Below are 13609 nucleotides of genomic sequence, written 5' to 3' on the forward strand. Positions count from 1 at the left end.
CCCAGCCGTATTGTTCAAACAGCCCTTGCAGATGCCGCGATAGTAAACTTGTGTTTCCAATACCTGGTGTCCATCAATGTTCATTTCCTTTGGAAGTTTTGCAGACGTATCGTCGAAGATGTCGAAAACATGGCCACAACGGTTGCAATAAAAATGTTTGTGCGGACTAATGCAACCATCGTAGCACACATGGTGCTCGTTGATGGTTATCATTTGCGCCAAATTCTTTTCGGCAAACATTCTTAATGTGTTGTAGACGGTGGTTCGGCTCAACGTTTTGATTTCGTTGCACAATCCTTGATACACCTCGTCTACCGTGGGATGCGTTGGATGTGTGAGCAAGAAATTCATGATGGCGAGCCGTTGTGTAGACGGCCTAATGCCGCTTTCGAGCAACTTATGATAAACGTCCATCTCCATATCGTGGTGGTTTAAGAGTTCTTTGATGTGATTTGGGCAATAAGTTCGTCGGCCGAAACTAGCTGTTGGTCGCCCGTGAGCATGTTTTTCAGCGTAACTTTGCCTTGATTTATCTCGCTTTCGCCAGCTAAAACCACAAAAGGAATGCCCTTGGCGTTGGCATACGCCATTTGCTTTTTCATCTTGGCACAATCAGGATAAAGCTCAACAGATATGCCTGCGGCACGCACTTGGCTGGCTATTGGCAAGCAATAGTCGGATTCGGTCTCGCCAAAGTTGATGAATAGCACCTCCGTACCCTGCGTTGCGTTCTGCGGATAAAGGTTTAGCGTGTTCAACACGTCGTAAATTCGGTCGGCTCCAAAGCTGATACCCACGCCACTAAGCCCAGGCATGCCGAATATCCCAGTGAGATTGTCGTATCGACCACCACCAGTTATACTTCCTATGGCTACGTCTTTGGCCTTCACCTCGAAGATGGCACCCGTGTAATAGTTTAGTCCGCGTGCCAAAGTAAGGTCTAGTTGCAATTCGTTTTTCAGTCCAACAGCCTCTATCTTCTCCAAAATAAAACGCGTCTCCTCTACCCCTTTCACGCCAATTTCTGATGTGGCGATGGTTTGGGCAATGGTTTCGAGTTTCTCGACGTTGGTTCCCGACATGGTAAGTATGGGCTGCAGCTTGTCAACAGCGTCTTGACAAATTCCATTGGCCAACATTTCGGCATTCACCGCCTCAACACCAATCTTGTCGAGCTTGTCTATTGCCACGGTGATGTCGACGATTTTGTCGGGTTGCCCGATATACTCGGCAATACCGGCAAGTATCTTTCTGTTGTTCAGTTTTATCTGAACGTTGATGCCGAACTTGGTGAATACCGTGTCAATGATTTGTACCAGTTCCACTTCGTTAAGCAAAGAGTCAGACCCAACCACGTCGGCATCGCATTGATAGAACTCTCTATACCTACCCTTCTGTGGGCGGTCGGCTCGCCACACGGGTTGAATTTGGTAACGCTTGAACGGCATTTGCAGTTCGTCGCGGTGCATTACCACGTAGCGAGCAAAGGGAACGGTGAGGTCGTAGCGCAATCCCTTCTCGCAAATCTTGGCTGCCAGTTTCAATACATTGTCGCTTACGAACTCCTCGGCAGGCACCTTGCCGATGAAATCGCCCGAATTAAGGATTTTGAACAATAGCTTATCCCCTTCTTCACCATACTTCCCCATGAGCGTTTGCAATGTTTCCATGGAGGGTGTTTCTATTTGTTGATAGCCGTAAAGGGCGTAAACATCCTTAATAGTGTCGAAAATATAGTTTCGTTTGGCCATTTCGGCCGGTGAAAAGTCCCTTGTTCCTTTGGGTATGGATGGTTTGTTCATTACTTTTTCCTAACGATGGTTTGACTTCTATCTGGTCCGATAGAGATGATTTTGATGGGTGTTTGCAGTTGTTTCTCCAAGAATTCGATGTAATTTTTGAATGCTTGGGGGAACTGTTCCTCGCTGGTAAACTGTGTCATGTTGGTTTGCCAGCCTTTCAGTTCTTCGTAAACGGGGGTTATTCCGTGTTCGATGTCGAATGGGAAATGGTCAATTCGTTGGCCGTCCTTTTTGTAAGCCACGCATGCCTTAATGGTTTCGAATGTGTCTAGCACGTCGCTTTTCATCATGATGAGTTGAGTTACGCCATTTATCATAATCGAATAGCGCAGCGCAACGAGGTCAATCCAACCGCATCTACGTTCTCTACCCGTAACAGCACCATACTCGTGACCTAGGTCGCGCAGCTTTTTCCCTGTTTCATCGAACAGTTCTGTGGGGAAAGGACCTGAACCAACGCGCGTGCAATAGGCTTTCATAATGCCGTAAACGTCGCCTATCTTATTAGGACCGATGCCCAAACCGGCACATGCACCTGCCGTAATGGTGTTCGAAGAGGTTACATAAGGATAGCTACCAAAGTCTACATCGAGCATTGTTCCTTGTGCACCTTCGCATAGAATGGCTTTCCCTTCGTTTAAAAGGCTGTTAAGCTCGAACTCGCTGTCAACGATATTGAACTGTCGCATATACTCAATGCCTTCCATCCAGGTCTTTTCTACTTCGCTAATGTCGAAGTCCGTATAGTTCATACTGCGTAGAATGCTGAGGTGTCGCTCTTTATGCTGAGCGTATTTTTCCTCGAATCCTTCGAAGATGTCACCCACGCGCAATCCCGAACGCGATACTTTATCGGTATAAGTTGGCCCAATTCCCTTGCCAGTGGTGCCCACTTTCTTGTCGCCTTTCAGTGTTTCGTAGGCAGCATCCAACACACGATGGGTTGGCATGATAAGGTGCGCACGCTTAGATATGTGCAGACACTTCTTCAAGTCGTGCCCACTTTTCTCCAAATCCTTTGCCTCGGCCATGAACAAATCGGGTGCAAGCACCACGCCATTGCCGATAATGTTTGTTTTTCCGCCTTGGAATATGCCAGAAGGAATGCTCCGCAAGACGAACTTTTGACCGTTAAACTCTAACGTATGACCTGCGTTGGGACCGCCTTGAAAGCGTGCAACAACATCATATTGTGGCGTTAGCACGTCCACAACCTTACCTTTGCCTTCATCGCCCCACTGTAATCCCAGAAGAACGTCTACTTTTCCTGTCTTCATATATATAATATGTGTATTGTTATTTCCTGCAAACTTCACTTCATTTTCTTTTGGCATGCTCTGCACACACCATAAAGATAAAGGGCGAAACCATCGCTTTCGAAGCCTTTGAGCCGCACTTGCTCTAGCGTGGTTGTTATCTCTGGCAGGTTCACCTCAGTCACCGAACCGCACATTGTGCACACCTGATGGCAGTGATTGTCGTTTTTTGTGCGTGCCTCGTACTTGGTTCCATCTATCAGTTTATGCCTAACCACAAGCCTTAACTTGATAAACAGCCTCAGTGTATTATATAATGTGGCCCTACTAACCTTGAAGTTTTGGTTCTTTATGTACTCGTTTAGCTGGTCGAGTGAGAAATGTCCCTTTATGCTAAACACCGCATCGAGAATGGCGTAACGCTCAGACGTCCGCCTATAATTGTTCGTTTCCAGATATTGGTCGAGTATTTTTCGAGCCTGCCTTTTGCTGTCTTGTTTCATTTTCAATCCTTTGTCAGCCCTACAAAGTTACGATAAATATCCGAAAAGCGCGCGTTTCATCGCAAAAATGTAGCTTTGCGACGGCACTGGTTGTGCAAGGGCGGCCGGTGTTTCTTACATCGTCAAGGTGCTTGCAAGCGCGCCAACAGTTCGTCAACCCGTTTTTCGTAGCTATCACCCAGCATGGCCAGCTTTTGCAAACTAGCACTAGCAGCATGTCTTACGCTGAGGTTATCGCTTTGCAAAGCAACGCTAACCTGGTCGAGATATTCGTCTAAGCCACGCTCATTGGGTTCGCAGCCTTTCATAAAAAGGCGCGCCAAAAGCTGATAGGCGCATATCTGCCTATCCATTCGGTCGCTCGCCATCCACTGATAGGCCAATGCAGGCGCGAAATCAACGTGTTGCAGCAAGTTGAAGGCCAGCATCTCGGCCATTTCTTGTTGCAAAGGCTGCTCCATCCACACGTCAGCAAGTTCGGGCGACATGCGTTCGGGCGGCATAATCAAGGTGGCCATAATCTTACATTCGCGTATGTTCTCTTTCCAAAGCTCAATGGCCAGTTCGTAGTTGGGCGCGTATGGTGCGGCCATCTTACGCAGTTCGTGGAACGGAACTCCCCAATTAATTTTATATCCTATGCCTTTTTGAGTCATAGAACGTGAGGTTGTGCCGTCCATAAAGAGCCGAAACGATTGCTTTATCGCCATCAGCTTGCTATGTGTATCTTCGTTCATTGCTAATCTCAAATTATTATGTTGAAGAGCCTGGGGAGAAGTCTTGTTATCCTGATTGAGTCGTTATTGAGTTCAAATAACAAGCTCCACTCCCCTACCCTTTGTGTTTGTTAAATTGGTTTTCTTTCTTTTCGCCTTCTTAAACAAGGAAACCAAACTCGCTAGAATAGCGTAACATTTGTGTGTCGTAAGCCTCCGAGTAATCTACTTCTACGTCTATAATCTCGTCCTCGCCATTCAGTATGGGCTTATATACGGGATTGATAAAGCCCTTATAAGGCGCAATGTCTAGCTTAGCAAAACGTTCCAGCACTTCGGCATGTAGTTCACCATCTACCTTAACCGCATAATTTTCAACTAGATTGCGAGCTGCGTTAAAGTCGCCCTCACTCTTAATGCGTTGCACTTCGGCCAGAAGTTCGCCGAACAAGCAGTGCAATTGCTCATAGTTGTTTATCTGAACGTATGTCTTGCCGTTGCGTTTTACCAAGTCAACAGCACCTTTTCCGTGTTCAAGAGTCCAATGGGCAATAAGTGCCCTGTTGCGCATGTGTGCCTCCTCGATGTCTTTTCCGCGTTCAATTCGGGTCAATTGGGTCATCAACCCGTTCATCATATACGTATAATATTGTGAGCGGAAGGCGTTTTTATCTGGCAACAAGCCCAACTCTTGCAGCTTATCGTCGGCCATGTAATACAAGCCAAAGAGGTCGGCGCGCGCCTCTTCAATGGTATTTCCGTAGGCTTTCAGTGCATCAGGACTAACACCAGGCAGCAATTGACCACTGCCGTGTCCCAAACATTCGTGCAAGTCAGTATGCAGGTCGTCGCAGATGTCGCCGTAACGAGATATTATATCAAGCGTATCTTCGTCAATAACGAACTCTTCTTTAAAGCCATTGCCCTTCGCAGCCTTGTTATATGCGTCGGTGATGTTGCTGATTGTTACGCTTTTCGACCCATGTTGCGCCCTAATCCAATCGGCGTTAGGCAGGTTAATGCCGATAGCCGTAGTGGGATATTCGTCTCCACCAAGCATTGCCGCACACACAACGTTGGCAGTAACGCCGCGAACTTCGGCCTTTTTAAATCGCGAGTCGATGGGCGAATGGTCTTCAAACCATTGCGCATTGTCGCTGATAAGGCGTGTTCGGCGCGTTGCCTCTAAGTCCTTATATTCAACAATGCCCTCCCACGAGGCCTTAATGCCCAGCGGATCGCCATAAACTTCGATAAACCCGTTGATAAAATCCACGTTGCCTGCTTGCTCTTTAAGCCATTCAATCGAATATTCGTCAAACAAATGCAGGTCGCCTGTACGATAATACTTTATTAATAAGTCGATAACGCGTTGCTGTTGTTGGTTTTCAGCAACGCTTTTCGCCTTATCCAACCAATATATGATGTGGCGAATGGCCTCGCCATACTCGCCATTTTCTTTCCAAACCTTTTCTTCCAGTCCATTATCACCTTTTACAAGCTTTGTGTTCAAGCCCCACGACGGCGAGTTGTCGCCTGCTGCGGCCTTCTTCTCGTTGTAGAAGTCCTCCACTTCCTGTTGACATACACCTTCATAATAGTTGCAAGCCGAAGTCCTCACCAAGTCCACGCCATCTGCTTTATTCACTCTTTTGGGTAATATCTCTGGGTTGAACATCACTGGACATAGTTCATCGCACAATTCCTCGACAGAGTTATAACCCGTCATCGGCAACTTATCTATTGGTATTTGCTTAACCGCAGCACGAAAGAAAGCCTCCGAGAAGTCGGGTTGTATTTTGTCGTTGGCATAATGGTGATAGATACCATTAGAAAACCATACACGCTTCAAGTACAAAGCCAACTTATCGTAGTTATCCTTGTCTGCATTTGCATCGAGTTCCGTATAGAGCGTTTCCAGTGTTTTCCTTATGCGGAGGTTGTATTTTCCAAATTGGTCTGTGGTGATGTCTCTACCGCACAGCGTGGCTTGCGATAGATAATATATGTATTTCTTCTGTTGTAGCGAAAGTTTTTCAAATTGTGGTAGCCTGTAACGAAGCATTTGCAAATCGGCAAATCGTTCGTCGGCATAGTTAAATGTGCCTGTTTCTTTCATGATTATTACTTTCTTTGTGTGCAAAAAATTATCTCCACGCATTTGCTTTGCGTGGAGATAAAATTGTTTACCTGTCATTTTCGGGGGATATTCGATATTCCCTTGGTGTCATTCCAGTGAACCTCTTAAACGAAGTATAGAACGACTGACGTGTAGAGAACCCCACTGCATCCGATACATCCTCAATGGTGAGGTGAGCCTTACGCTTGTCTTTCAACAGCTTCATAGCTTCCTGTATGCGGAACTTGTTAACGAAGGACGTATAGTTGGTATTGAACTGCCTGTTAATAACAGTCGAGATATACCTCGTATTCGTTCCTAAATCCTTTGCAAGTTGTTTTGCAGAGTAAGTTTTGTCCTTGTACTTTTGATTTACAGAAATCTCCTGGCAAATGTTCTTTGCCAACGTACCCATCAATTGGGGATTGATGAAGATTTGCGAATCTCTCTTTTTACCTTTTGTTTCTACTAACTGTACCATACTATAAAAACTAAATGCCTACTGATGGTGCAAATATAATCATTATTTTATTAATACAACAAGAATGTTACTTTTTTTTGATGTTTTGTTTTTAAAATTGCTCTTATTGGCCAATTTTTATGTGTTATTTGCTAAATCAAGATGGCTTTTTTATTCTTTTGCGATGTTTGGCCTTGTTTACAGATGGGGTTCATCTATGTTGACACGCCCCACTCCATTTCCTTTCAAAAACCACGAACTTATTATTATTTGGCGAAAGTTTTACGAAAATACTCTGTAAGAAAAGCCTTTTTCTTTATCTTATCAAACGTTGGGGGCACTGAGTTGTGCCAATTACAGGTGAGTAATTTCGCGTCTTTGTTTTTCGTCTTTCGTCACAATTGAGCGAGGCTCGTGCGCCACTCCACATCAAGCATTCATTGATAGTAAGAACTCGTCGTTGTCTTTGGTAACGTTTAAGCGGTCGTGAATAGAATTCATGGCCTCTATCGGGTTCATGTCTGATATGTACTTGCGCAACACCCACATCCTGTCGAGGGTTGTTCTGTCTTGCAAGAGGTCGTCGCGGCGTGTGCTTGAAGCAACAAGGTTTACGGCTGGGAATATTCGCTTGTTGCTTAGCGAGCGGTCGAGTTGCAATTCCATGTTGCCTGTACCCTTGAATTCTTCGAATATCACTTCGTCCATCTTGCTACCCGTGTCGATAAGTGCCGTAGCGATAATGGTAAGCGAGCCGCCGTTTTCCACATTTCTAGCTGCACCGAAGAAACGTTTGGGCTTTTGAAGGGCGTTGGCATCCACACCACCCGTAAGCACTTTACCACTTGCAGGACTAACGGTGTTGTACGCTCTGGCCAGACGGGTGATAGAGTCTAGGAAGATAACCACGTCATGTCCCGACTCAACCAAGCGCTTTGCCTTTTCAAGCACTATGCCTGCAATCTTAACATGTCGTTCTGCCGGCTCATCGAATGTGGAGGCAATAACCTCTGCATTCACCGTTCTAGCCATGTCCGTAACTTCCTCCGGGCGCTCGTCAATGAGCAGCATCATAAGATATGCTTCTGGATGATTGGCTGCAATGGCATTGGCGATGTTCTTCATCAAGATGGTTTTACCCGTCTTGGGTTGTGCCACGATAAGTGCACGTTGTCCTTTTCCTATGGGCGAAAACAAGTCTACGATGCGCGTTGAAAGGTTTGTTGTGGCAGGATTACCACAAAGATTGAACTTCTCGTCGGGGAACAGCGGCGTAAGATGCTCGAAGGGAACGCGATCTCGTATTTCATCTGGTGCCCTACCATTAATCATGTCGATGCTTGTCAGTGGGAAATACTTCTCCCCCTCGCGTGGCGGGCGCACCCTACTCTGCACTACATCGCCCGTTTTCAAGCCATATTTCTTCACTTGCTGTGTCGAAACGTATACATCGTCAGGCGAAGAAAGATAGTTGTAATCGCTCGAACGCAAGAAACCATAGCCGTCGGGCATGATTTCAAGCACGCCGTCTGCCGTTATCAAGTCAGAGAAATCGTAAGCAGGCGGTGCTGGTTGCATTGGCTCCGGCTGCTGATAGCCAGCATTAGGCATTCCATTGGTGGGATTGTCGAACATGTCGTAGTTAGGCAACGCACCTTGATCCTCGATTGGCAAGTCAACAACAGTGATGAAATCTGTTCCATCCCCTGGGTCTCCTTCCCAACATCCTTCCCTTATCGGGTCGGGCCTATCGTTTGGCCCCTCATTGCGAGCATTTATTTTGGCTTGCAATTGTGCCAACAATCCACTGTCGGGAGCATCTTGGTTTTCTCCCATGTCGGTAGCCTCTGGCAAGAAACTGGCCTCAGGCACAGACACTTCGTTTGTGTGCTCCGTCTCCGCTTGTTCGTCAATAACCTCCTGCGGTTCGGCTTGTATATGGTCGTCGGGTTCGGCTTGAGTATTTTCGTCAGGCTCGGCAGCCCCCTGTTCAGGCGCGCTCTCCTCCCCGTCTTCTTCCTTCTGTTGTTCTTCGGCCTCCTGTGCCAGACGTTCTGCTTCGGCAGCCGCAGCGGCTTCAGCCTCTTTTTCCTTCTTCGATTTTCTTCCCCTTTTCTTAGGCTTAGCGGGTTCTTCGCTTTCTTGGGCCTGCGTTTCAGTTGCAGTCTCCTCCGCTTCTTTAAACAAAGATGGTTGTTCGCTAGATGTTACCTTGTTGTTTTTCACATCAAAGTTCTCTCCGTCTTTCCCTTTTACCGAATATACTCTATCTGTGTCTTTCTTAACAATTCTCGTTCTTTTTTTCTTTTGGCCCAAGGGATTCTTCGTTCCCTCGTCAATAGCCTGCTTGTCTAGTATCGAATACACCATTTCTTCGAGGTTGTCACCATCGTATTCGGCACCAAGTGTTTTTGCAATGTCCTCCAATTCAGACATTTTTTTTGATAATAGTTCTTCTTTGCTATACATATCTGTATATCTTAATGCAATAAGTTGTTGATTGTAATAAAAGCGTTTCAAGAATAGAAACGCTTCGAAATTCAGTGCAAAATTACTGGAAATAAATCATTCCACAAGCGTTTTTTGCGAAAAAGTTGTGTTGTTAATATATTTTAAGTCGAAAATGGGCTTTTGAATGCATTTTTGCAGGCGTTTGACAAAGAAGTCGTCCTCACTTTTAATATCTTTACTAAACTTTCGCAAGTGCTGAATCATAAGCATACATTAACGTAAGAAATAAGAAAAGGCTCTTAGAACTGCACAACTCACTGAAAAAGAGTATCTTTATATATAAAAGATAAAGAACCAAATTCAAAAGCCATGCGCAAGGAAACAACAATATTATCATACAGCTATTTGAATGGGATTTATCTAACACTGCTAGCAAGGATGGCATATTTGCTAGTAAGAGCTCACATTAACCTTGTGGCCAAGCTTTTTTGATAAGGGAGGCTATGCGTCATGGAGTTTTGGTAAACACCAATAAGACATTACGTCCAAATGGCTTTACCATTTTTTACGTAATGCCTTAACCTTGCATGTTATGAGCAGCATCTGCTGTTTACAAACGAGCTATACTTGTATTCAACAATTCGTTTTACAATAGACATCCTTTGCGCAAAGCCCTTTACAAACGCGCTATACTTGTATTCAACAGCCCATCGCTAAGGGTATGTAATCTTAGGTGGTATGCGCCACGACTATGGTCGATGCTCATTAGCCGTTGCGGTTCGAGTGGCGATGGCGATAAAGATAAGGCTACATGCCCCATTGTGCGGCGCAAATTGATTTCCACACAAGGATGAATGGCCAAGTTGTTCGTACCTTCTTGCTTAACAAGCATCATGTCTATGCCCAACGGCCCAACATACTTGTTTAACAACAAAGCCGATAGCATTGTTGTTATCGTCTCGGAAACAGCTTTCAGTATCGAAACGTCTATATACTGCGACAGGTACTCTAATTTCGTGCCCTCGGTAGCAAGCAAACTGCCCGTGTATGTGCGCTTAGACGTCTTGAAGATAGACAAGCCCAAATAGTCAATACTCCCGTCGGCATTGGCATTAAACTCCATGCCGAAGTCGCGTATCTTATTATAATAGGGCTCGAAAGTTATGCAGCCTTGTTTTTCGATGGTGTTGGCGCACCATCCCTCGGTGGAAGGGTCGGGCTTATTCTCAATATAACGTATGCCCCTGCCACTACTACTCCACGGTGCCTTTACCACCACAAGTGCATGTTCTTGCAAGAGCGTGTGCAATTGAGCCATTGATTGTACCACAAAAGAAGTGCCAATAAACTTGCTGGGGTAAAGGTTGTTTAATCTGGATACCAGTTCGGGCAATATATTTTGCGACATCCATTGCCGCGAGCTGATGGTCCTTACATCTTCCAACCACCTGTCCGAGGGCAGAACATCTTCGCTAACGCCAATGCCAGTAAGCAATTCTTTTACGTTTTTGTCCCATCCCCAAGGGGCAATATCCAGTTGGTTGGGCGTACTTGTGCCGCTGGCAAGCACCCTTTGCAGCGTGTTGCGGTCTACAAGTTGCACGCCTTTGGTTCTTCCCTTTATGTGTCGAAGACGTTCGCATGCTGCCTCTGCATCGGCAACAAGCACCAAGTCGCCAGTTTTAGCCCATAGTGCAGGTAGAAATCCCAAATCGGCGTACAGGTCGCGAGCAGCTTTGGGAGGGGTGAAATGGTCGTTGCCTGCAGCCAACACCAAGTCGTGATCGGGGTTGAAGATATGTAGTGTCATCGTTGTTACTTGATTTATACTGCAAAGATACGATAAAATCGGGTAAAGAGAACATGGGTCGAACGATAAAACCATTATGCAATGGTGTTGAATGAAGACGTAGCATAACCCCTTCGAGCCGTGTCTAGATTATCTGGACACGGCTCGAAGGGGCTACGAAGGCTACAAAAAGGCCTTTACCATAGGCATGTTGGCGCCATGTGCTGGTAAAGTGTATGGCTTAATCCAGTATGGGGCTATGCCTGAAAAGGCTGGGCATATTATGTCAAGTTATTGCTCGATAATGCCTGCCTCTTCCCACTTAACGATGAGTTCGAGGCAATCGTTAAAGGCCACATTGTACTGAACGTCGTATTGTTCTGTCAGTAGCTTAGCCAAAGTATCGGCCGTAAATTCTTTGCCTTCAACCGCTTCCCAAAGGTAAGCCGACGTTTCGTTCATGCTGATAATCTTGCTGAAATCGATGTTCTCTTTGCCTTCGGCCACAATAACTTGCTCACCACAGATGGAGCGCAATTTAAATCCTACTTTCTTTTTCATAAATGTATGTATGTTATGAATGCGTTACTTTTGTGTTGTGGTTTAAATAGGTCCGAACAAGCGCATCCAAATTTTTGTGTAAAAAGCCAACAAGTATCTGCGTAACGGAAACAAGCCTGTCCATAAGGCTGAATATACACGCCATTTAACACTGTTGGTCTTATCTAATGTTTGTCTTCCTTTTCGGTAAAAGCCCAAAACAAAACCCCTTACATCGGCTCGTTTGCATTGTTCGATGGCTAGGTTGCCGTCTCCGCGCAGGGTTATGTCGTCGCCATCAATTTTGATTATGCGGTGAAGAACAAACACCCCAGGGGAGATTTCTGCCAGTACGGCATCGCCTTTTTGTATTGTTGTGGGCTTGCTTAGCAGGGCCTTGTCGCGATTATGCTCTAGAAAAGGTCGCATACTATATCCTTTTAACCCAATTGTTACCGTGTGTCCTTCTTCTAAGAATTTGGCCACTTGGGGTAAGAAAAGGGCATTTTCAAACTGCAATTCTCTTATTTCGCTATGGTTTGTTGGCATAACATGGCTGCATCTTTGTTGGGCAGGCAGTGAATGGTGTAAATGCCCGTTGTCTCTATAATCTTTGTAATGGTGTCGCACGTGTTGTTAAACACCTCTTTATCCCATTTCATCGTAGAACACGAGGGCAGCAATGAGGCAAAAGCCTCGATGGGTCTAAGCCGTTCTACACTGTTAACCTTTGCGCGGTCGATGCGCGAGATGGCTCCCAGTTCGGCTTTCACGTTGCGATAGCAGGGTGTCTTGCCGCTCCAAGGACTGCCATAGATATAGGGCTTGCCATCAATGACGCGTACAACAGGGTTATCGTCGTTCATTAAATCGCAGTTGGGAATGTAGCGTAGCCAAAGACTTACGTGCGTACTTTTGCCTGTTCCGCTCTTGGCAGTGAAGGCATAGCCGCGGTTTTCGTGCCGAACGAGCGAGGCATGGATGAGTAAAGTTTGCCTAAACGCCCCGGCAAAAGCGTATGTAAGCATCAGCGCATTGTTCAAACCGAAGTAGCGCATGGAATAGTTGCCTTCCAATTTGCAGCGACAAAGCGAAAAGTCTTTGTTGGTATGGAGCAAACAACAAAGCTTGCCTTGCAGGTTGCGGATGTGAAATTGATACCCCCCCGAGGGCAAAACGTCTACGAGGGTCATGCCGTTACCGGTGTCTATATCCCTTATCAGTTCGGTATCTTCTGGCGAAAAAGGCTCCAAGTCGTTGGTTACGATGAGTTGCAAAAGCAGGTCTTTGGGCTTACTTTCAACTCTGAAAGGTTCTAACGACTGGATGAGTGCCCCGTCTATTGGCGTCGCGTTCTCGAAAACAACGTTAATATCGTGTTCGGCGATGTTAAAATAATGAGTCATCAATGATGTTGTTCTCCGTGTGAGTACGTTTTTGTGCGTTTGGCAGAAAGGCGGCACAGCCTTAATAGGCATGGTGCCAACCTTCCCTTGTTTGTGTGCCGTGCATCCGTTTTCGGTAGCTTATAACCTAGCTATCCTTACTTTTCGGGCACAATGGCGTCGTATTTAAACTCTGATTCTTTGAGATAACGCACGTTGGAATCGCCCCTTGCTGCGCTTTTCTTCAACAGAGTGGCATACTTTTTCTCGGCTTTCTTACGCGAAAGGGCAAAGCAAGTGATGCAGGTGGCGTTGGCAAAGCCTTGCGATTGAAGGTAATCGCGAAGTTGATAAGAGTAGTTCTCGCGACTATACAAGAACTTCCCTTTGTCGTTAATCCAAGCGTCGACCTCTTGAACATCGGTGAAATAGGCTGTGGAATCATTGAATGATGCTGCCATCCCAAACATGTACACCTTGGTTTGAACCAATTTAGCCGAGGCAGTTGCGCCTACGGCAAGCAAAATCATTGCTACTAAAACGTATCTTTTAAATTGTATCATCTCCTTTATTATATGGCGAAAATCC

At 45.8% G+C, this 13609-nt stretch carries 13 protein-coding genes; all 13 read right to left on the reverse strand.

Annotated features, from left to right (window positions below; all coding sequences use genetic code 11):
- On the reverse strand, window positions 1-420 hold a 420-nt coding region (locus BN93_RS08065), incomplete at its 3' end, for a Fur family transcriptional regulator (RefSeq protein ID WP_019187837.1).
- Window positions 421-431: 11 nt separating this feature from the next.
- Window positions 432-1802, reverse strand: a complete 1371-nt coding sequence (gene hisS, locus BN93_RS08070) for a histidine--tRNA ligase (protein ID WP_044260207.1) — start codon at window positions 1800-1802, stop codon at window positions 432-434.
- Window positions 1802-3079 (reverse strand): adenylosuccinate synthase, encoded by a 1278-nt coding sequence (locus BN93_RS08075; RefSeq protein ID WP_019187839.1) that lies wholly within the window; start codon window positions 3077-3079, stop codon window positions 1802-1804. The genes hisS and BN93_RS08075 overlap by 1 nt, the downstream gene beginning before the upstream one ends.
- A 35-nt stretch (window positions 3080-3114) precedes the next feature.
- The gene (locus BN93_RS08080) at window positions 3115-3561 is read right to left on the reverse strand and encodes a Fur family transcriptional regulator (RefSeq protein ID WP_019187840.1); all 447 of its coding nucleotides are present in this window, start codon (window positions 3559-3561) and stop codon (window positions 3115-3117) included.
- A gap of 122 nt (window positions 3562-3683) precedes the next feature.
- Window positions 3684-4298 carry a DNA alkylation repair protein gene (locus BN93_RS08085; RefSeq protein WP_019187841.1) on the reverse strand — a complete coding sequence of 205 codons (615 nt, stop codon included), beginning with the start codon at window positions 4296-4298 and terminating at the stop codon, window positions 3684-3686.
- 139 nt (window positions 4299-4437) lie between these two features.
- Window positions 4438-6396: a dipeptidyl-peptidase 3 family protein gene (locus tag BN93_RS08090; protein WP_019187842.1), complete on the reverse strand. Its 1959-nt coding sequence runs from the start codon at window positions 6394-6396 to the stop codon at window positions 4438-4440.
- 67 nt (window positions 6397-6463) lie between these two features.
- Window positions 6464-6877, reverse strand: coding sequence for a helix-turn-helix domain-containing protein (locus tag BN93_RS08095; protein ID WP_009229572.1), 414 nt, complete (start codon window positions 6875-6877; stop codon window positions 6464-6466).
- A gap of 408 nt (window positions 6878-7285) precedes the next feature.
- Window positions 7286-9325, reverse strand: a complete 2040-nt coding sequence (gene rho, locus BN93_RS08100) for a transcription termination factor Rho (protein ID WP_044260269.1) — start codon at window positions 9323-9325, stop codon at window positions 7286-7288.
- A 658-nt stretch (window positions 9326-9983) separates the two neighbouring features.
- Window positions 9984-11117, reverse strand: a complete 1134-nt coding sequence (locus BN93_RS08105; RefSeq protein ID WP_019187845.1) for a hypothetical protein — start codon at window positions 11115-11117, stop codon at window positions 9984-9986.
- A gap of 270 nt (window positions 11118-11387) precedes the next feature.
- Window positions 11388-11657, reverse strand: coding sequence for a PqqD family protein (locus BN93_RS08110; RefSeq protein ID WP_009229569.1), 270 nt, complete (start codon window positions 11655-11657; stop codon window positions 11388-11390).
- A gap of 42 nt (window positions 11658-11699) precedes the next feature.
- Complete coding sequence (locus BN93_RS08115) at window positions 11700-12185, reverse strand: S24/S26 family peptidase (protein WP_009229568.1); 486 nt, start codon at window positions 12183-12185, stop codon at window positions 11700-11702.
- Window positions 12161-13042, reverse strand: coding sequence for a hypothetical protein (locus tag BN93_RS08120; protein WP_044260271.1), 882 nt, complete (start codon window positions 13040-13042; stop codon window positions 12161-12163). Before BN93_RS08120 ends, BN93_RS08115 begins: the two co-directional genes overlap by 25 nt.
- 137 nt (window positions 13043-13179) lie before the next feature.
- Window positions 13180-13584, reverse strand: a complete 405-nt coding sequence (locus BN93_RS08125) for a hypothetical protein (RefSeq protein WP_044260209.1) — start codon at window positions 13582-13584, stop codon at window positions 13180-13182.
- Window positions 13585-13609 lie beyond the last annotated feature (25 nt).

Origin of the sequence: Prevotella conceptionensis 9403948, assembly GCF_000312305.1 — a bacterium.
Lineage (GTDB): Bacteria > Bacteroidota > Bacteroidia > Bacteroidales > Bacteroidaceae > Prevotella > Prevotella conceptionensis.

What these genes read in the sequence shown, in the direction of transcription:
- hisS (WP_044260207.1), bottom strand. Translation starts at nt 1,802, where the DNA reads ATGAACAAACCATCCATACCCAAAGGAACAAGGGACTTTTCACCGGCC.
- BN93_RS08075 (WP_019187839.1), bottom strand. Translation starts at nt 3,079, where the DNA reads ATGAAGACAGGAAAAGTAGACGTTCTTCTGGGATTACAGTGGGGCGAT.
- BN93_RS08080 (WP_019187840.1), bottom strand. Translation starts at nt 3,561, where the DNA reads ATGAAACAAGACAGCAAAAGGCAGGCTCGAAAAATACTCGACCAATAT.
- BN93_RS08085 (WP_019187841.1), bottom strand. Translation starts at nt 4,298, where the DNA reads ATGAACGAAGATACACATAGCAAGCTGATGGCGATAAAGCAATCGTTT.
- BN93_RS08090 (WP_019187842.1), bottom strand. Translation starts at nt 6,396, where the DNA reads ATGAAAGAAACAGGCACATTTAACTATGCCGACGAACGATTTGCCGAT.
- BN93_RS08095 (WP_009229572.1), bottom strand. Translation starts at nt 6,877, where the DNA reads ATGGTACAGTTAGTAGAAACAAAAGGTAAAAAGAGAGATTCGCAAATC.
- rho (WP_044260269.1), bottom strand. Translation starts at nt 9,325, where the DNA reads ATGTATAGCAAAGAAGAACTATTATCAAAAAAAATGTCTGAATTGGAG.
- BN93_RS08105 (WP_019187845.1), bottom strand. Translation starts at nt 11,117, where the DNA reads ATGACACTACATATCTTCAACCCCGATCACGACTTGGTGTTGGCTGCA.
- BN93_RS08110 (WP_009229569.1), bottom strand. Translation starts at nt 11,657, where the DNA reads ATGAAAAAGAAAGTAGGATTTAAATTGCGCTCCATCTGTGGTGAGCAA.
- BN93_RS08115 (WP_009229568.1), bottom strand. Translation starts at nt 12,185, where the DNA reads ATGCCAACAAACCATAGCGAAATAAGAGAATTGCAGTTTGAAAATGCC.
- BN93_RS08120 (WP_044260271.1), bottom strand. Translation starts at nt 13,042, where the DNA reads ATGACTCATTATTTTAACATCGCCGAACACGATATTAACGTTGTTTTC.
- BN93_RS08125 (WP_044260209.1), bottom strand. Translation starts at nt 13,584, where the DNA reads ATGATACAATTTAAAAGATACGTTTTAGTAGCAATGATTTTGCTTGCC.